The 18,156-nt window shown below is 65.3% G+C and carries 16 protein-coding genes, 1 tRNA gene and 1 other RNA gene; 12 read left to right on the top strand and 6 right to left on the bottom strand.

Going from position 1 to position 18,156, the window contains the following annotated elements; all coding sequences use genetic code 11:
* Positions 1-64: 64 nt before the first annotated feature.
* Positions 65-2,818 carry a pyruvate dehydrogenase (acetyl-transferring), homodimeric type gene (gene aceE / locus F562_RS0101455; RefSeq protein ID WP_018155139.1) on the bottom strand — a complete coding sequence of 918 codons (2,754 nt, stop codon included), beginning with the start codon at positions 2,816-2,818 and terminating at the stop codon, positions 65-67.
* A 250-nt stretch (positions 2,819-3,068) separates the two neighbouring features.
* Here aceE and F562_RS0101460 point away from each other — a divergent pair, with 250 nt between their 5' ends.
* The 7 genes from F562_RS0101460 (at position 3,069) to F562_RS0101490 (ending at position 7,289) form a co-directional block, all read left to right on the top strand.
* Positions 3,069-3,506 (top strand): DUF3052 domain-containing protein, encoded by a 438-nt coding sequence (locus F562_RS0101460; protein ID WP_018155140.1) that lies wholly within the window; start codon positions 3,069-3,071, stop codon positions 3,504-3,506.
* Entirely contained in the window at positions 3,503-3,961 is a 459-nt protein-coding gene (locus F562_RS0101465; protein WP_018155141.1) for a peroxiredoxin, read from the top strand. The genes F562_RS0101460 and F562_RS0101465 overlap by 4 nt, the downstream gene beginning before the upstream one ends.
* 43 nt (positions 3,962-4,004) lie before the next feature.
* A tRNA-Val gene (locus F562_RS0101470) sits at positions 4,005-4,077 on the top strand.
* A gap of 42 nt (positions 4,078-4,119) precedes the next feature.
* A complete protein-coding gene (locus F562_RS0101475; RefSeq protein WP_018155142.1) occupies positions 4,120-4,506 on the top strand; it encodes a DUF1304 family protein in 387 nt (128 codons plus the stop codon).
* Positions 4,507-4,553: 47 nt separating this feature from the next.
* Positions 4,554-5,426, top strand: a complete 873-nt coding sequence (locus F562_RS0101480; RefSeq protein ID WP_018155143.1) for a Nif3-like dinuclear metal center hexameric protein — start codon at positions 4,554-4,556, stop codon at positions 5,424-5,426.
* A gap of 28 nt (positions 5,427-5,454) precedes the next feature.
* Positions 5,455-6,156: a zinc ribbon domain-containing protein gene (locus F562_RS0101485; RefSeq protein ID WP_425386845.1), complete on the top strand. Its 702-nt coding sequence runs from the start codon at positions 5,455-5,457 to the stop codon at positions 6,154-6,156.
* A complete protein-coding gene (locus tag F562_RS0101490; protein WP_026180913.1) occupies positions 6,153-7,289 on the top strand; it encodes a bifunctional RNase H/acid phosphatase in 1,137 nt (378 codons plus the stop codon). The genes F562_RS0101485 and F562_RS0101490 overlap by 4 nt, the downstream gene beginning before the upstream one ends.
* A gap of 10 nt (positions 7,290-7,299) precedes the next feature.
* Here the strand turns inward: F562_RS0101490 and F562_RS0101495 are convergent, their stop codons facing one another.
* Both F562_RS0101495 and F562_RS0101500 read right to left on the bottom strand, forming a co-directional pair.
* Positions 7,300-8,097, bottom strand: coding sequence for a hypothetical protein (locus tag F562_RS0101495; protein ID WP_018155146.1), 798 nt, complete (start codon positions 8,095-8,097; stop codon positions 7,300-7,302).
* Positions 8,098-8,117: 20 nt separating this feature from the next.
* Positions 8,118-8,876, bottom strand: a complete 759-nt coding sequence (locus F562_RS0101500) for a YaaA family protein (protein ID WP_040385151.1) — start codon at positions 8,874-8,876, stop codon at positions 8,118-8,120.
* Positions 8,877-8,925: 49 nt separating this feature from the next.
* On the opposite strand from F562_RS0101500, the gene F562_RS0101505 reads away from it, so the two are divergent.
* The 3 genes from F562_RS0101505 (at position 8,926) to F562_RS19965 (ending at position 13,195) form a co-directional block, all read left to right on the top strand.
* The gene (locus F562_RS0101505; RefSeq protein ID WP_018155148.1) at positions 8,926-10,365 is read left to right on the top strand and encodes an RNB domain-containing ribonuclease; all 1,440 of its coding nucleotides are present in this window, start codon (positions 8,926-8,928) and stop codon (positions 10,363-10,365) included.
* A 64-nt stretch (positions 10,366-10,429) separates the two neighbouring features.
* Complete coding sequence (locus F562_RS0101510; protein WP_026180914.1) at positions 10,430-11,284, top strand: phosphatidylinositol-specific phospholipase C/glycerophosphodiester phosphodiesterase family protein; 855 nt, start codon at positions 10,430-10,432, stop codon at positions 11,282-11,284.
* Between the two features lie 273 nt (positions 11,285-11,557).
* Positions 11,558-13,195 (top strand): HNH endonuclease signature motif containing protein, encoded by a 1,638-nt coding sequence (locus F562_RS19965; RefSeq protein WP_018155151.1) that lies wholly within the window; start codon positions 11,558-11,560, stop codon positions 13,193-13,195.
* A gap of 12 nt (positions 13,196-13,207) precedes the next feature.
* Here the strand turns inward: F562_RS19965 and F562_RS0101525 are convergent, their stop codons facing one another.
* Positions 13,208-14,299 carry a PLP-dependent cysteine synthase family protein gene (locus F562_RS0101525; protein ID WP_018155152.1) on the bottom strand — a complete coding sequence of 364 codons (1,092 nt, stop codon included), beginning with the start codon at positions 14,297-14,299 and terminating at the stop codon, positions 13,208-13,210.
* A gap of 25 nt (positions 14,300-14,324) precedes the next feature.
* On the opposite strand from F562_RS0101525, the gene rnpB reads away from it, so the two are divergent.
* An RNA gene (rnpB, locus tag F562_RS19980) (RNase P RNA component class A) lies at positions 14,325-14,695 on the top strand.
* A gap of 21 nt (positions 14,696-14,716) precedes the next feature.
* On the opposite strand, the gene F562_RS0101530 is transcribed toward rnpB, so the two are convergent.
* A complete protein-coding gene (locus F562_RS0101530; protein WP_018155153.1) occupies positions 14,717-15,208 on the bottom strand; it encodes a YqeB family protein in 492 nt (163 codons plus the stop codon).
* A gap of 131 nt (positions 15,209-15,339) precedes the next feature.
* Between F562_RS0101530 and F562_RS0101535 the strand changes: the two genes are divergently transcribed.
* The gene (locus tag F562_RS0101535; protein ID WP_018155154.1) at positions 15,340-16,677 is read left to right on the top strand and encodes a lipase family protein; all 1,338 of its coding nucleotides are present in this window, start codon (positions 15,340-15,342) and stop codon (positions 16,675-16,677) included.
* Between the two features lie 9 nt (positions 16,678-16,686).
* On the opposite strand, the gene F562_RS0101540 is transcribed toward F562_RS0101535, so the two are convergent.
* Complete coding sequence (locus tag F562_RS0101540; RefSeq protein ID WP_018155155.1) at positions 16,687-18,150, bottom strand: GuaB1 family IMP dehydrogenase-related protein; 1,464 nt, start codon at positions 18,148-18,150, stop codon at positions 16,687-16,689.
* Positions 18,151-18,156 lie beyond the last annotated feature (6 nt).

Below are 18,156 nucleotides of genomic sequence, written 5' to 3' on the forward strand. Positions count from 1 at the left end.
TGAGTCGGCGTGTCGTGCTAGTTCGCACCAGGTGCGTCTAGCACGACACGCCGACTCAAAGCGATTACGCGTCGCCGCCGGCGTTTCCGCTGGTGCCTGCCGTGACGTCCAGCAGGCGGTACTTCTCTGCCGCTTGGCGCGGCGCGTCCTCAGACACCTCGCCCCGGTCGGCGAGAACCTGGAGTGCGCGTACGGCAACCGACGGGCCGTCGATGTGGAAGAACCGTCGGGCCGCGGCCCGGGTGTCGGAGAAGCCGAATCCATCAGCGCCGAGCGAGGCAAAATCGCCAGGAACCCACTGCTGGATCTGATCCTGCACCGCACGCATCGAGTCCGACACCGCGATCACGGGCCCGGCAGCATCGCGCAGCCGCTGGGTGACATAAGGCGCCGCGGGGTCTTCTTCTGGGTGTAGGAAGTTGTGCTCATCGCACGCGAGCCCATCCCGCCGCAGTTCATTCCACGAGGTCACTGACCAGACGTCAGCAGCGACACCCCAGTCGTCGCGCAACAGCTGCTGCGCTTCGAGCACCCACGGCACACCTACGCCAGAGCCCAACAGTTGGGCGCGGGGGCCGTCGCCCTGGCCGGCAGCGATCTGGTGCATGCCGCGCAGGATGCCTTCCACGTCGACGTTTTCGGGCTCCGCTGGCTGAACGTACGGCTCGTTGTAGACGGTGATGTAGAAGATCACGTCTTCGGGCTTGTCGCCGTACATCCGGCGCAGGCCGCCCTGCATGATGTGCGCCAGCTCGTAACTGTAGGCCGGATCGTAAGCAACCACAGCGGGATTCGTCGAAGCCAGCAGCAAACTGTGCCCGTCGGCGTGCTGCAAACCCTCGCCGGTCAGCGTGGTGCGCCCGTGTGTTGCGCCGATCAGGAAGCCGCGTGCCATCTGGTCGGCGGCAGCCCAGATCGAGTCACCGGTGCGCTGGAATCCAAACATCGAATAGAAGATGTAGAACGGCACCATCGGCACGCCGTGCGTCGCGTAGGACGTGCCTGAGGCAGTGAAGGCGCCAACCGAGCCCGCCTCGTTGATCCCGAGGTGCAGGATCTGACCGGACTCGGATTCCTTGTAGGCCAACATGAGTTCGGCATCGACCGAGGTGTAGTGCTGCCCGTGCGGGTTGTAGATCTTTGCGGTCGGGAAGAACGCGTCCATCCCGAAGGTCCTGGCCTCATCCGGGATGATCGGCACGATGTGCTTGCCGAGGTCTTTGTCGCGCATCCACTCCTTGAAGATGCGGACGAGGGCCATGGTCGTGGCGACCTCTTGCTTGCCCGAACCCTTCTTGGCGACCTCGTAGACCTTGTCGTCTGGAAGCTTCAACGGCCCGGACTGCACCCGCCGCTCGGGTACGCCGCCGCCCAACGCGCGCCGACGCTCGAGCATGTACTGGATGGCCGGGTCGTCCTTGCCGGGGTGGTAGTACGGCGGCAGATAGGGATCTTTCTCGAGTTCCTCATCGCTGATCGGAATCTTCAGCGAATCACGGAACTGCTTGAGGTCGTCGAGGGCCAGTTTTTTCATCTGGTGGGTCGCATTGCGGCCCGCGAAGTGCGTTCCGAGGCTGTAACCCTTGATGGTCTTGACCAAGATGACTGTGGGTTGGCCGTGGTGTTCAGTGGCAGCCTTGTAGGCGGCGTAGACCTTGCGATAGTCGTGGCCGCCGCGCTTCAGACGCCACCAGACGTCCTCATCGGACCAGTCCTTGACCATCTCGGCCGTACGCGGGTCGCGGCCAAAGAAGTGCTCGCGGACGTAGGCGCCGTCGTTGGCGCGGAACGTCTGGTAATCACCATCAGGCGTGGAGTTCATCAGGTTGACCAGGGCGCCGTCCCGGTCGGAAGCCAGGAGCGGGTCCCAGCCACGGCCCCAGACGACCTTGATGACATTCCATCCGGCGCCGCGGAAGAAGCTCTCCAGCTCCTGCATGACCTTGCCATTGCCGCGGACCGGCCCGTCGAGGCGCTGCAGGTTGCAGTTGATGACGAAGGTGAGGTTGTCGAGCTCCTCATTCGCCGCGAGCTGCAATAGTCCCCGCGACTCCGGCTCGTCCATCTCGCCATCGCCGAGAAAAGCCCAGACATGCTGCTGACTGGTGTCTTTCATCCCGCGGTTGTGGAGGTACTTGTTTAGCTGTGCCTGGTAGATCGAGTTCATGGGGCCAATGCCCATAGACACCGTCGGGAACTCCCAAAAATTGGGCATGTTCCGGGGGTGGGGGTAAGACGGCAGGCCGCGCCGATCGCCATCGACCTGGTGGGACTGTTCCTGGCGGAAGCCGTCGAGGTCCTCTTCGGTGAGGCGTCCCTCCAGGAAGGCGCGGGAGTACATTCCGGGGGAGGCGTGCCCCTGGAAGTAAATGTGATCGCCGCCGCCGGGGTGGTCCTTGCCGCGGAAGAAGTGGTTGAGGCCGACTTCGTACAACGTGGCGGCAGAGGCGTAGGTCGAAATATGGCCGCCGACGCCGACCTCCGGACGCTGAGCGCGGTGCACCATGACGGCGGCATTCCAGCGCAGCCAAGCACGGTAGCGACGCTCAACTTCTTCATCACCGGGGAACCACGGCTCAGCCTCAGGGGCGATGGTGTTGATGTAGTCCGTGGTGGTGAGCGATGGGACACCGATCTGGCGTTGCCGCGCGCGCTCCAGCAACTTGAGCACGACGTACCTGGCTCGTGCCTGACCGCCATTAGCGATCACGGCATCGAGAGATTCCATCCACTCCTGGGTTTCATCAGGATCAATGTCGGGGAGCTGGCTGGGGATCCCGTTCAGGATCGGGCCACCGGTGGTGGGGGTGTTCGCCACTGTCGCTGTCCTCCTTGACGCGTCGGTATCGCCAATTGTCTCCCTCCGTGGAAGGCCAGGGAAACCCGCGGTCCGAACTAGCCAGTAGGCGAGACATGAAAACGCTCAGATTCCGCACCCCGAAATCCGGACTCCGCGATGTTGTGCGGTGGTGATGTGCACATGCGACGCGCCTTCTCGATGAACTTCATGAGACAGGAACGGTCCGTCGGGTTGCAAAGGGCCCGACTTCCTAGTGGACTACACACCCATGACCTCCAATGGGAAGGAATCTGTGACCACCGCTGGCGCTTCGCCTACCGCTCGGCTTGGATTTGAGGACGGCCAAGTCGTCCAAGAATTTGGTTGGGATGATGACGTCGACAACGGTCTCCGCGAGGAGATCGAAAGCGCAGTGGGCAGTCAATTAGAGGAAGACAACTACGACGGCGTGGTCGACTCCGTGGTGTTGTGGTGGCGCGAGGGCGACGGGGACCTGTTCGATGAATGTGTCGACGCCTTGACTGGGCTTGCCGAGGGCGGCTCGATTGTTGTCCTCAGCCCCGTGGCCGGACACCCCGAACATGTTGACCCCAGCGATATTGAAGAGGCGGCCCAAAGTGCTGGCTTGCGCGCGAGTACCACGATGCGCGCCGGGTCAGACTGGATGGCCACCAAATTGGTTCAAGGTGGGGTGCGTCAGCGGTGACGGACACCATTTCAGTGGGGCAGTCCGCTCCCGATTTCACGCTGAAGGACCAGTTCGGTCAAGAAACGTCGCTGGCGGAGTTGCGCGCCGAGAAGTCCGTATTGCTGGTGTTCTATCCGTTCGCATTCTCGGGCATCTGTACCGGTGAGTTGTGCTCTGTTCGCGACGACCTGACGCGCTTCCAGAATGAGCGGGTTCAGACGGTGGCCATCTCCTGCGATCCGATGTTCACGCTCAAGGCGTGGGCCGATCACGAGGGTTACGACTTTCCGCTGCTGTCTGATTTCTGGCCACATGGGCAGATCGCGCAACGCTACGGCGTCTTCAACGAAGACGCCGGCATGGCGATCCGCGGAACCTTCCTGATCGCCACTGACGGCACGGTGCAATGGTCGCTCGTCAACGGTCCGGGGGAGGCCCGTGACCTCGCGTCCTTCGAGGCTGCCCTGACCTGACACAATGTCGCCGACCTCAGCGAAGATCTTCGCTGAGGCAGTAGGACCTGTAGCTCAGTTGGTAGAGCGCCGCGTTTACACCGCGTAGGTCGTCGGTTCGAGCCCGGCCGGGTCCACCTAAGAGCTCCTTCCATGCGCGAAGGAGTGGGAGGAAATTCGTGATTCAGGTTGCCCTAGTCCTGGCTGTGCTTGCCGCACTGCTCCATGTCTTCATCTTTTATCTGGAGTCGATCGTCTGGACGTCACCGCAGGCCAGCGCGGTCTTTGGTCACGATGCGGCCAGCGCGGAGGCGACCAGGGAGTTGGCGTTCAATCAGGGCTTTTACAACCTCTTTCTCGCCGTTGCGGTCTTTGCTGGTGTGGCGATCTACCTGGCGGGCCAGGAGGCGGTCGGTGCCACCTTGGTGCTGACAGGCACGGCCTCAATGGCAGCCGCTGCATTGGTTCTGTTGCTCTCGAGCGCATCGCACCGGGCAGCTGCGGTCAAGCAAGGCACACTGCCCACCGCCGCTGCGATCCTTCTTGTCATGGGGCTGGCCTTCTGAGCGGGGCGGGCGTACGACGACGCCTAGCGATAGGTCAGGATTGACCCGTGACCGAACTTCATCTCGCGGACTTCGTGGCGTCGATCGAGTCGCTCTACCCGACCGACACGGCACAGTCGTGGGACCAGGTGGGCCTGGTGTCCGGCGACCTCGATCAGCCGATCCGACGTGTTCTGCTGGCCGTCGACCCGACCGTGGCGGTCATCGAGGACGCCCGCGCCAGTGGTGTCGACCTGCTCATCACCCATCATCCGCTCCTGATGCGAGGAGTGCACTCCGTCGCGACTACGTCCGCGAAGGGCGCTGCGGTGACATCCCTGATCGTGGGTGATGTCGCTCTGTATGTCGCGCACACCAACGCGGACGTCGCAGACCCGGGCGTCAACACCGCGCTCGCCGCCGCGGCCGGGCTGTCGTCGACCGAGCCGTTGACCTACGAAGAGGGCCACCCGCTCGGCCTTGTCGGTGACCTCGCGGCGGAGACCACCTTGAGGGATTTCGCCGCTCGTCTGGCTGCCGCGCTGCCAGCAGCGCCCGCCGGTCTTCGCGTCGCTGGTGACCCCGACGCGAAGATTCGGCGGATCGCTGTCCACGGTGGCGCCGGTGATGGTGCGTTTGATGCCGTACGCGCCTCCAAGGCGGATGTGTATGTCACTGCCGACCTGCGCCACCACCCCGCGCTCGAAGCGCGCGAAGAGAGCCGAGGCGGTCCGCCGTACCTCATCGATGCCGGGCACTGGGCCACCGAATGGCTTTGGTTAGAGTCCGCTCGTACTCAAATCTTGTCCGCCTTGGGTGCCAGGGCAGATAGCGTGGAGATCCAGGTATCGATTCGGTGCACTGACCCTTGGGACTTCACCGTCGCTACTGACTCCCACGCAACCACACCACACACCCCGGAGGCCCCCGCTGAAAGCTGACCTGACTCTGCAGTGGCGCCTGCTCGACCTGCAGAAACTCGACACTCGGTTGGACCAACTCAGCCACCGGGAGCGCACGCTTCCCGTGGTGGAGCAGGTGAACGAGGCCACGACCCGCGTCAACACGCTCGAAGAGGACGTGGTGTTGGCCCGCACCGCCGTCGGTGATGTGGAGCGCGAAATCACCAAGGCCGATCAGGACGTGCAGTTGGTGCGCGACCGCGCCACCAGAACCCAGCAACGCCTCGATGCCGGTCAGGGGAGTCCCAAGGACCTCCAAGGAATGGAGCACGAGCTCCAGACGCTGGCGCGACGTCAAAACGAACTCGAGGAGATCGAACTCGAGGTCATGGAGCGCGCAGAGGGGTTGCGTTCGGATCTTGGGGCCGCAGAGAACGCGCTTGCGAAGGCGCGCGAGCGAGTCGATGAACTCACGGCGCAGCGCGATGCCGCGCTGGAGGACATCGAGCGTGAACGCGGCGAGGTGGACGGACAACGTGCCGCGCTACCGGCGAGCCTTCCGGAGCCACTCGTCGCGCTCTATGAGCGAGTGCGTCAGCAGCGCGGCGGCCAGGGTGCCGCACCCTTGATGCAGCGCCGGTGTGGCGGCTGCCAGCTTGAGCTCAACCAAGCCGATCTGTCCCGAATCCGTGCTGCGGCCGAAGACGAAGTGCTGCGTTGCGAGGAGTGTGGCCGGATCCTGGTGCGGACGTCCGAGTCAGGGTTGTGAGCAGGCGACGCCTCCGCGTTGAGGCTGATGGTGGGTCCCGCGGCAATCCCGGAGTGGCGGGCTACGGCGCGTTGGTGCGCGACCGGGATACCGGTGAACTGTTGGCCGAACGCGCAGAACCCCTCGGCAAGGCCAGTAATAACGTCGCCGAGTATTCCGGGTTGATTGCCGGCCTAGAGGCCGCGGCCGCTGTCGATGCCAGCGCCGAAATCGACGTCCGGATGGACTCCAAACTGGTCATTGAACAGATGGCTGGTCGCTGGAAGATCAAGCACGCGGACATGCGCCGCTTGGCGTTGGAAGCCAGGGACATCGTTCAACGGATCGAGGACGCGGGCGGATCAGTGGAGTACGGCTGGATCCCGCGCGAGGAGAACAAGGACGCCGACAAACTCTCCAACGATGGCATGGACGGTTTGTCAGTGCGCCGGGACCTCGCCGTCATCAAGCAGGTGACGATGTCGACGGACGAGACGCCGGGGAGCCCGCCCGATGTCGGCCGCCCGGCGCGAATCTTGTTGGTACGCCACGGAGTTACCGATTTTACGGTCGCCGGGAAGCTGGATGGGCGGGGCGGGGCCAATCCGGACCTCAACGAACGTGGGCGATCCCAGGCCGAGCGGGCTGCGCGCGGAGTTGCCGCTCGACTAGCCCGGGCCGAAGGCCCCGTGCACGTGGTGACCTCCTCGCTCGCGCGGGCCATACAGACGGGGGACGCGGTCGCCACAGCCCTCGGGCTCGAACCATCCATCGATCGCGACTGGGACGAGCTGGCCTTCGGCGCGTGGGATGGCTGGGCCATGGCGGACCTGATTCGAGAGTTCCCGCGCGAGATGGCAAAGATGCGCGTCGATGATGATTTCTCAGTAACGGACGGTGAATCGAGCGCTGTCCTGCGGGCCCGTGTCGTCTCCGCCCTCGAGCGGTCTGTCGACCTGGCCGGACCTGGGGGAACAGTCATCGTGGCAACTCATCGCAAACCGATCATGGCTGTCTTGCAGCACGTGCTTGGTCTCACCACGGAGAGCGCCTGGCGGCTGGCGGCGGCACCTGCGTCGCTGACTGGGCTCGAAGTGTGGGCCGATGGTGTGACGTCGGTCGCGTTCACGAACGACACTAATCACCACCGCTGAATAACGAGTTCTATTCCTCCGGAGCGAAGTCGAGCGAGCGCTCCCGTAGAGCGGACTGCAGGCGATCGAGCGCGACGGGGCCGATGCCGTGCAGTGTCGCGAGGTGGGTGCGCCGGTAGGTGGCGACCCGCTCCAGGCTGGTGACGCCGATGACACGCAGTGCGCCCGTCGCGGCGGCACCAATAGTGACCGGTAGCGGGGTGCCGACCGGACGGGGAGCCCGCTTGCGCGTCGGGCCGCCGTGGTCGAGAACAGCCTCGCCGCGTGGCGAGAGACGGTAGCCAATCGCGAGTGACTCGGTGAGACCCTTCTCTTTGAGTTTGCGCACATCGCGCTTGAATTCGACTGTGGGGCGGCCAAGTTCGGCCGCGAGGTCCGGCGCGCGTACCTCGGGGGAGCGGTCGATAATGCGCAACGTCTCGCGGGTCCATGGGCCGATGAGCGAAGACCTGTCGAGCCGGTCAAGGGACTCCAGAATGGCGGGCATCTCTGTGGTTGCAGGAATGCGCTCGCGGAGTGCTTCGCGAGGATCAGGGCCGGCGTACGCCAAACCAATCCGAAAGAGTGGGCGATCCGGATGGGTGGACAGGCGTTCGCGTAACTCCGACACGCTGGGGTGCCCGGAGCGCCGGGCATCATCGGCTCGGAGCGAACTGGGAGCAATGTGGTCGAGCGAGGTCACCTCAATGAGGCCGACCGCAGTGCGCAACTGCGTGCCGACGGATACGCGTGGCCGATCCCAGCGGCGAAAGGCGAGGTCGCGCTCACCAGCCTTGATCGCGATGAGCTCAGGAAGGCGCAACATCATGCGCGTCAGTCTCCCACCGATCATTCATCGCGTGGGCGAGGTGTCGCTGACAGGACCCATGGCCTGGTCCGACTGGTCGGCTCGGCAAGGTCGACGGTGAACTGGTCGGCCAGCACCTCGCGCAGCGCGTGCGGTGAGCGGGCGTCGACGCCCGCCTCACAGATTGCGCGCGCCACCAGGCCGCGCGTGTGCTTGGCCATATGGGTTGCGCCCGGCACGTGGATCTGGACCCACCGGTCGACCAGATCACCGGTCGGCTGCCACGCACTGACATAGGTAGACGAGCGGCAGTCGACGATGAGGCCGCGGTGGGCAGCCGCAGGCAGCACCGACGCCAGGTGCGGACGCCATGCGCTGGCGAGTGGCCCAACTCCCTCGAGGTTGACCGCCATCGAGCAGCGGTACGGCGCGACTTTGTCTCGCAGATGGACCGCGCCGTACGCGGCGGAGATCACGACGAGCCACCGTCGCGCTCGGCGCAAGGCCGCGGTGGGCAGGCTGGCCACGTCGAGCGCGTCGTACAGCACCCCGGTATAGAGCTGCTCGGCAGGCACGGCGGGTGCGCTCTCGAGCGCAGTGTTTCGTGCGATCTCGTCGGTCAAGTTGGGGCTCACCCCGAGGCGCGTTGCGGCGTCAGGCAGCGCGCTGGTCCTACCCAGGGCCGAGGTGACTTGCTGACGCATGGCCGTCAGTTCGGGAAATGACAGCGACTCGAGGTCCGTGGCGCGACCACGTGGGCGGGTCTGCTTGGTTTCCGATGGGGGCAACAGAATGAGCACGGCCACGAGACTAGGTCCCTGGCCCGGCGCGCTTGCGTAGGGTGGGCTCATGCGACAGCGCCGACTCCGTACCCCGCAGGCCAGCACAGATGTATCCGATCACAAGGGACCGTTGGAGTCGGCCTTTCACAGCCTCCGCGATGAGCTAAAGCTGGCAGCGGACTACCCAGCGGATGCGGTGCGGGAAGCCGAGCAAGCGATTGGGGATGTCCCGCTGCCGGACCGTGATGAGACGGGCGTGCCGTTCTTCACGATCGACCCGTCGGGGTCGATGGACCTGGACCAGGCCATGTTTTTGGAACGTGACGGCGAGGGCTACCGGGTGCGGTATGCCATCGCCGACGTCCCGGCATATGTCCGACCGGGAGGCGCGCTTGATGCCGAGGTCCGACGTCGCGGGCAGACGATCTATTTCCCCGATGCGCGCATACCGCTGCACCCAGCCGTCCTCAGCGAGGACGCCGTCAGTCTGTTGCCCGATCAGGTTCGCTCGGCATACGTCTGGGATTTCCGGCTCGATGCTGCGGGTGAGGTCAGTGCCTTTGAGGTCTATCGCGCCCAGGTCAAGAGCGTGCAGCGGTATGACTACCAGCAGGTGCAGAGCGATGTGGACGCCGGCACCGCTCCGGAAGGTGTGGTGCTGCTGCAGGAGATCGGTGAGAAGCGAATTGCCTTAGAGCGCAGTCGTGGTGGAGCCAACTTGCCCATGCCGGACCAGGAAGTGACCGTGGAGGACGGCCACTACCAAATGCAGTTGAGGCCGCCGGTGCCCAGCGAGGACTGGAACGCGCAAATCTCCCTTATGACGGGAATGGCCGCGGCCGATCTGATGTTGCGGGCCAAAGTCGGCATCCTGCGGACCATGCCAGCGCCCGACGAGAAGGCGCTGGCGACGTTCCGGCGTCAAGCACAAGCCCTTGGAGTCGAATGGCAGAAGGGGCAAACCTACGGCGACCTTCTTCGCTCGCTCGACCGGGACAACGGATCCCACCTGGCGCTGATCTATTCGGCGACAGCCCTGTTCCGGGGGGCGGGTTACACACCCTTTGACGGAGAGGTGCCCAAGCACACCGAGCAAGCAGCGGTGGCAGCCCCGTATGCGCACGTCACCGCGCCCTTGCGGCGGCTCGTCGACCGATTCGGTTTGGTGATCTGCGAGGCGGTCAGCAGCGGGACTGAGATTCCGGCGTGGGCGCGGGAGGCGCTTGCAGACCTGCCGGACATCATGAAGTCCAGCGACACCCTGGCCGGAGCGGCCGAGCGCGGTTGTGTCGATGCGGTCGAGGCAGCATTGCTGAGCGACCAGGTGGGGAACACCTTTGACGCGGTCGTCGTAGATGAGCGCGGCGACGACGACGTTCTAGTCCAGCTCACCGAGATACCTGTCATCGCGGTCTGTCAGGGTGACGCTGAGCTTGGTTCGCAAGTCGGCGTCACGGTAGTGAGCGCAGACATCAAGGCGCGCAAGGTCGAGTTCTCCCTCGCGTGAGCCGTAGGCAACTGTTCATCGCGATATCTCATCCAGGCAGCCTGCTCCTGCCAGGCTGCGTGCCATGACTTCGATCAGTCGACGTACTGCTGTTCTCGGTGCCACAGGCGCGCTGGCCGTACCGTTCGTGGGTATGTCCACCGCGCGCGCCGCCGACGCTTCCGCTCCGCAGCCACTGGAACGTGCCCACGCCCACAACGACTACGAGCACGACCGACCGCTGGGCGACGCGCTGGCGAACGGATTCACCTCGGTCGAGGCAGACGTCTGGCTGGTCGACGGCGAGCTCTACATCGGGCACGACGGCCCGGACCTGACGCGTACGCTCCGCTCGCTTTATCTTGAGCCGTTGCGCGCTCGCGTGCGCCGCGCTGGGCACTCGACTTATGACCACTGGGGTGGATCGCTACGGCTGCTGATCGATGTGAAGTCCGATGGCGACGAGGCGTACGGCGTCCTTCAGCAGCAGTTGTCGGCATACCCAGACCTCGTGACGGTCTGGCGCAAGGGGCGACGCAAGACCCGGCCGGTGACAGCGGTGTTGTCGGGCGAGCTCGCGAATCGCGTTGTTCCGCAACGGGATACGCGGTGGTTTGGGTTCGATGGCCGCATTGATGCCCTCCCGGCGGGAGCGAACGCGGAGCAGATTCCGTTGGTGAGTGAGAACTGGTCGAAGTTCTTCACCTGGCGCGGGGTAGGTCCGATGCCGGGGGACCAGCGGCGGCTCCTTCACGACATCGTCAGCGGGCTGCACGCGGACGGCTACCAAGTGAGGCTCTGGGCCACGCCCGATACGGACGAGGCGGCGCGAACTGCAGTGTGGCGTGAAGAGATCGCGGCAGGCGTCGACGTCCTCAATACCGACCACCTCACCGCGCTCCGGTCCTTCCTGCTCACCGAGGACCCAGACGAGCAGTAGGCCTCCGGTCGATCAGCCCGCACGCCGGTCGGGCCCACCTCCACGCCGGTCGAGCCCACCTCCACGCCGGTCGAGCCTCACCCCCACGCCGGTCGAGCCTCCTCCCGCCGGTCGAGCCTCCTCCCGCCGGTCGAGCCTCACCCCCACGCCGGTCGGGCCACCCCCACGCCGGTCGAGCTTGTCGAGACCCTTGTCGGTGCTCGAACGTATGATCGATTCAACAAGATCAGAGTCGAGTCGTTCGAAGGCAGAATCCGGGGAGGTGTTGGGCACATGGCAAACGACGCGAGCACGGCGACGCCGCCGACGTTGTCGCTGCAGGGTGTTCCCGACCACGTCGCACGAGAGTTGATGCGAGCGGTCAAGCTGTTGGGGACCATCGATGCAGACCCGGAGACCGACTTGGAGTCCGCAGGCGACTTGATCTCTGCGGCGCAGGCAGTGTCGGGATGGGCGGAGTCGATGGAGATCGAGGGCACCCGTCGTCTCGTCCACGCGATCGAGCAGGATCCGGTGATCGACCTGGGGGAGCGCGAGCCTCGGTCGAGTGCGCGCACCCGGCGCGCCGAGGCGCGGCGCGCGGCCGCGCTAGAGGTGCAAGTGCTCACCGGCCGCTCGCTTTCGCAGTGCCGGGACCGGGTGGCGCTCGCGGCGGCGACACCTGCTCGTGGGGGCTACCTGCGCGAGCGACTGGCCTCAGGCACGACTTGCGCCTATCGGGTGATCACCGTGGTGAAGGAGACCCGTCACCTGGATCCGCTGACGGCAGACCGGATCGCTCGTGCGGCGCTGCGTCCACTCGGTAAGGCTGCAACCGATCCGATAGACCCGGAGAGTCTGCACGGCGAGATTGCCGCAGCAGCGGAGGCTGGATTTCCGTTGTCTCAGGGCACCTTTCGCCGCCGCCTCCGTGCAGAGTTGACCCGAGTCGAGTCGACTCGTGGGTTGGGTGACCGGTTGGCCACTGAGGCTGTGGCCGGGCGTGAGATGCGGACCGAGCTCGGAAACTTCGGGATGGCCATCACGTGGATCTCCGCTGAGCGTGATCGGGCGTTCGCTGCGACCAGTCGAATCGATCGACTGGCACGGGCCGCGCGCTCCGGTGGCGACGAGCGGACTCTGGACCAGTTGCGCTCGGATATCGCGACCGATTTGCTCATCCACGGTCAGGTACCCGGCGACGCGCTTCTGGGGTCGGCACCGTCGGCGCGACTGAACGTGTACGTCCCGATCGAGGCGATCCTCCCGCTTGCCGACGGCGCCGGTTCCGGCGAGAGCCTTGGCGAGGTGCCCGGACTGGGGTTCCTGACACCGGAACAAGTGCGACGCGTCGCCCTGGCGTCTGGGTCAACCTGGCGGCGTCTGGTGACTGACGCGGTGACCGGCGCGGTGGTCGATGCGGAGCGCACCTACCGCCCCAGTCAGGCGATGCGCGAGTTGCTCGTCGCGCGGGACGGCACCTGCCGCGCACCTGGATGCGAGCTGCCCGCGCGTGAGTCAGATCTAGATCACACCATCTCGTGGGTCCCCGGCACAGTTGAACCTCGGGACGGCGCCACGCACCGTGACAACCTCAAGGCGCTTCACCGGGGACATCATCACGCTAAGACCCGCCGATGGTGGACCTGTTTACAAGATCCCGGCGGTGCCGTGCACTGGCGAACTCTCACCGGCCGTCGGCTCACTGACCATCCACCCGATCACCGATCGGACCTCGGGGCTGCGCGACGACCAGCACCTTCAGGTACCGACCAACTCATCGCGACCTGGCGCGACGAGGCGCGTGACCCGCTTCCCATCAGCCGCGAGATGGCTGCCCTTCACCGAGCACTCACCAACCCGGACCCCGCTACGCTCGACCGTCGTCAGCGGAGCGAAATCCGCCCCGGCGCTGATCTGCCGCCCTTCTGAGACCTGCGACCGTCACCCAGTCCAGACCCCGTCATCCCAGGCCTGCTTGAGGACGCGCTCGTAGGGCTCCAGATCTAGGCCGTGCTCGCGCAACCAGTCGTCGCATTCGTACGTCTCGCAGTAGCGCTCGGCGTGGTCGCACACCAACGTCACAATGCTCCCCGCGCGCCCAGCGGCTCGCATCTCGCACGCGAGCAGAAGTGCGCCATACAGGTTCGTCCCGGTAGAGGCACCGGCCTGGATTCCGGTGCGGCGCTTGAGGAATCGCATGGCGGCGATCGAGGCTGCATCAGGAACGCCGAGCATCCGGTCGACGATCGCGGGGTTGAACGAGGGCTCGACGCGCGGACGACCGATGCCCTCGATGCGTGAGCCGCGGCCGCCGGTCCCTTGTCCGGCAAAGGACCGTAGGAAGGCCGATCCCTCCGGATCGACGACGGCCAGCCTGGAGTCGATTCCGCGATAGCGGGCGAACCGCCCGATGGTTGCGCTGGTGCCACCGGTGCCCGCACCGACCACCACCCACTCTGGGATCGGGTGTCGCTCCAGGCTCATCTGCTCGAAGATCGACTCGGCGATGTTGTTGTTGCCCCGCCAGTCGGTCGCGCGCTCGGCGTAGGTGAACTGGTCCATGTAGTGCCCGTGATGATCCTCGGCGAGTTGCCGGGCGACGTCGTAGACAGCGGCGGGGTCATCGACCAGGTGACACACTCCGCCTTCGGACTCGATCAGCGAGATCTTCTCGGGGCTAGTGGTTTTCGACATGACAGCGATGAACGGCAACCCCAGTAATCGGGCCATGTGCGCCTCGCTGATCGCCGTTGAGCCCGACGACGCCTCGGTGACGGTGGTGCCTGGGCCGATCCACCCGTTGCAGATGGCGTAGAGAAACAGCGACCGCGCGAGCCGGTGTTTGAGGCTCCCGGTCGGGTGGGTCGACTCGTCCTTGAGGTAGAGGTCGACCGCCCAGCCGCGGGGCAGCGGGACAGCGCGCAGGTGCGTGTCGGCCGTACGGTTTGCGTCGGCCATCAGGCGTCGCACAGCCTCCTGGGTCCAGGCGCGATCGATGGGTGAGGCGGTGGGGACATCAGTCACAGGCTGCACCCGACTAGCATGGTCCACTGGTGGATGAGTCGGTCAGGCGGCCGCGGCGCGAGAGCGTCGAGGAACGTCCGGGCTCCTCAGAGCAGGGTGATGGCTAACGGCCACCCGGAGTGATCCGCGGGACAGTGCCACAGAAAGGAAACCGCCTTCGATTTCGGTCGGAGGTAAGGGTGAAACGGTGGTGTAAGAGACCACCAGCGCGCCAGGCGACTGGAGCGGCTAGGCAAACCCCACCCGGAGCAAGGTCAGACAGCATGTGCTTGAGGGCTGCTCGCCCGAGCATGCGGGTAGACCGCTAGAGGCGGCCGGCAACGGTCGTGCGAGATGGATGGTCGCCGCTTCGGCGCCGGTAACGGCACCGGAGAACAGAACCCGGCGTATCGACCGACTCATCCACACCCATCGGCCTCGAGCCAGCTAGTCGGACTCGTAGGGATATCCGCGATCCACGAACGCCGCACGCACCGCATCCTTGGGCGCTTCCACACGATGGTCGAACAGGACCCGACCGCTGTCGCCGTCGATGGTGACTTTCTTGCCGTCTCGGTGAATGCCGACGATCTGGTCGCGCCGCAGGGTACGGCGGTCTTGGTCGTGGACAATCACGACGGTGTCGTGAGAGACAATCAGGTGGCGCTCATCAGCGACGGCTAGGACGGCAACCACCAGCCCAAGGATCAGCCCCATCACTGGTCGAGCGATCCAGGCCCACGTCTGGTCGAAGGATCCGACCCACTCCAGGACGCCCTTGAACGGCACCACGGGAATCGACGCGAGCCAGTCGGAGAGCAGTGGTGCGACCAGGAGGACCAGCAACCCGCCGCCCCCAAAAATGACGTAAGTCCACGCGCGGTCGGCCTTGCTCTGCCCGAGGTCAATGCCATCGGCGGGGACCTGGGGCGTCGTCATGGCGAAAGCCTAGGGCGGCGCCAGCGCTCGCCACAGCATCCCAAAGTCGATGATTGCGGTCCGAAGGTCGATCGGCGCATTCGACCCACAGCACGGCTACTTATTGGTAACTTTCGGTAACGGAAGGTCGGATGACGACCTCGCGAAAGGTGATCATGATGGTGAAAAAGACGGCGCGCTGGGGTACCTCACTCATGGGCGTGGCCCTGGTCTCGGCGCTGATCAGTGCTCCACCGGCGAGTGCCGCAGACGACTTCTTCACCTACGACGGCGCCAAGCCCTTGGCCGACTATGAACCCGGCGCGGTGTTGAAGACCCGCACGATCTCGTACCGGATCGCCGGCATCCCAACACCGCTGAAGGCAGTGCAGTTGCTTTATCGCACGACCAACGCACGGGGTGAAGCCGTGGCCAACACCACGTCTGTCGTGCGGTCGGCTGTGGGTGATGGCACTAGGGCGGTTTCGTACGGATCGGTCTATGACTCCCTGGACGTCGACCACAGCCCGTCGCGTGCCATTGCTGGCAACGTCAGCATCGGTGGGGCGATCGCGAACTTCGAGACGACGATGATTGCGCCGATGCTGCTAAAGGGCTACACGGTGCTGATACCAGACACCGAGGGCCCGACGGCAAACTTCGCCGCCGGTCCCGAATACGGCCAGACCACGCTGGATTCGATCCGTGCAGCGTCTGTAGCGACGAAAGACACCGGCCTGAACCAGTCCACCAAGGTGGCGCTCGCGGGCTACTCCGGGGGCGCGATCGCCAGCAATTGGGCCGCTCAGTTGGCCCCGACCTACGCACCAGAGGTCAACAAGCGTCTGGTCGGTGTCGCCTCAGGTGGCGTACTGGTCAACCCCGCGCGCAATCTTGAGTATGTCGGCGGCAGCCTCGTATGGGCTGGTGTCGCGCCGATGGCCATTATCGGCGTCGCCCGGGCCTACGACATTGACTTTGGGCCGTACCTCAATGACTACGGCCGCAAGGTCTTTGCGAAGTTGGACAAAGCGAGCATCGTCAACGCCCTAGGTCAGTACCCCGGCCTGAAATGGAAGGACATGGTCAAGCCGCAGTATGCCGACCCGCGCTCGGTGCCGCCCTTTGTCGAGGCGGTGAACAAGGTCAACATGGGCCAGGCGGGCTCACCCACCATCCCGACCTTTATGGGCCAGGGTGCTGGAGGCTTCTTCGAAGGCACCAGTGGAACGAAACCCGGCATTGGCGCCGGCGACGCGGTGATGGTGGCCGGAGACGTCCGCAGCCTGGCGCGTAAATACTGCACGGAAGGAACCCCAGCGGTGAAGTACGACGAATACACCCTGCTGAGTCACGTCGCGGGCGCGGTTCCCTGGTATGCCACTGCGCTGCCGTGGATCAGCGACCGGTTTGCGGGCAAGAAGGCGCCGTCGGACTGCGGGCGGATCCGAGCGGGTAACTCTCTGGCGCCGTTGACGCCGATGTCCTAATCCTGAGCGTTACCAGGAGGTTTCGCGAGGCCGACCCTCGTCGTACCCGCTGGCACTCTGCACTCCGACGGTCGCTCGATCGCGGAACTCCTCGATGGAGCGCGCTCCGGCATAGGTGAAGCTGGAACGCACCCCCGCGACGATGGTGTCGACCAGGTCCTCAACACCCGGGCGCTGTGGGTCCAGGTACATCTTGGATGAGGAGATGCCTTCCTCGAAGAGAGCGCTGCGGGCTCGCTCGTAGGCGGTCTGACTCTGCGTGCGCTGACTCACCGCGCGCGCCGACGCCATCCCGAAGGACTCCTTGAACTGCCGGCCAGACGCATCGCGGTTGAGGTCGCCGGGGCTCTCCCAGGTGCCCGCAAACCACGAGCCGACCATGACGTTCCCAGCACCCGCTGCGAGGGCGAGGGCGACATCGCGGGGATACTTCACTCCGCCATCGGCCCAGACCTGGCCGCCGAGGTCAAGCGCGGCTTCGGAGCACTCGAGCACGGCGGAGAACTGTGGGCGGCCGACCCCGGTCATCATGCGCGTGGTGCACATCGCACCCGGGCCGACACCGACCTTGGCGATGTCGGCGCCAGCGGCTAGGAGGTCGCGTACGCCCTCCGCCGAGACCACGTTTCCGGCCGCGATCGGGACGTACCGACCGTGCTCCTTTGCCTGCACGTCCCGCGCCGCCGCGACGGTCCGAAGCGCCTCAACCATCTTGTCTTGGTGGCCGTGGGCGGTGTCGACGACCAGGACGTCGGCTCCGGCATCGAGCATCGTCTCGGCCTTGGTGCGGACATCGCCGTTGATGCCAATCGCCACGCCGATGCGCAGCCGACCGTGGTCGTCCACAGCCGGCTGATAGATCGCCGAACGCAGAATCCCCTTGCGAGTCAACACTCCTGCGAGCTTGCCGTGATCAGCCGTGACGACAGCAACATCCACGTGCTGATGCTCAAGCCGGTCGTACGTCTCGGCGAGCGCAGCATCCGCCTGGGCGGTCACCAGGTCAGTGGTCATGACGTCAGCGACGGTGGCGAAGCGGTCGACCCCCTGGCAGGCGCGCTCGGTCACGACACCGTGCACCTGAAGTTCGGCATCGACAACGACGATCAGCCGGTGCGCGCGCTTACCGATCAGAGCAAGGGCCTGGGACACCGGCGCGTCCGGGCCAATGGTCACCGGAGTCTCAAAGATCGTGTGGCGTTGCTTGACGTAGTCGATCGTTTCGCGCACTGCATGTACGGGAATGTCCTGGGGGAGGATGGCGATGCCGCCGCGGCGCGCGACGGTCTCGGCCATCCGCCGACCGCTGATGGCCGTCATATTGGCCACGACCAAGGGGATCGTCGTGCCCACCTGGTCGGGGGTGGTGAGGTCAACGTCGAGGCGGCTGGTCACCGACGAACGGGCCGGCACCATAAAGACATCGCTGTACGTCAGGTCGTGCGTCGGCCGCTGCTCATGGAGGAACTTCACGGCCGT

Origin of the sequence: Demetria terragena DSM 11295, assembly GCF_000376825.1 — a bacterium.
GTDB classification, from domain to species: domain Bacteria; phylum Actinomycetota; class Actinomycetes; order Actinomycetales; family Dermatophilaceae; genus Demetria; species Demetria terragena.

What these genes read in the sequence shown, in the direction of transcription:
- F562_RS0101460 (WP_018155140.1), top strand. Translation starts at nt 3,069, where the DNA reads ATGACCTCCAATGGGAAGGAATCTGTGACCACCGCTGGCGCTTCGCCT.
- F562_RS0101495 (WP_018155146.1), bottom strand. Translation starts at nt 8,097, where the DNA reads ATGATGTTGCGCCTTCCTGAGCTCATCGCGATCAAGGCTGGTGAGCGC.
- F562_RS0101505 (WP_018155148.1), top strand. Translation starts at nt 8,926, where the DNA reads ATGCGACAGCGCCGACTCCGTACCCCGCAGGCCAGCACAGATGTATCC.
- F562_RS0101510 (WP_026180914.1), top strand. Translation starts at nt 10,430, where the DNA reads ATGACTTCGATCAGTCGACGTACTGCTGTTCTCGGTGCCACAGGCGCG.
- F562_RS19965 (WP_018155151.1), top strand. Translation starts at nt 11,558, where the DNA reads ATGGCAAACGACGCGAGCACGGCGACGCCGCCGACGTTGTCGCTGCAG.
- F562_RS0101530 (WP_018155153.1), bottom strand. Translation starts at nt 15,208, where the DNA reads ATGACGACGCCCCAGGTCCCCGCCGATGGCATTGACCTCGGGCAGAGC.
- F562_RS0101535 (WP_018155154.1), top strand. Translation starts at nt 15,340, where the DNA reads ATGACGACCTCGCGAAAGGTGATCATGATGGTGAAAAAGACGGCGCGC.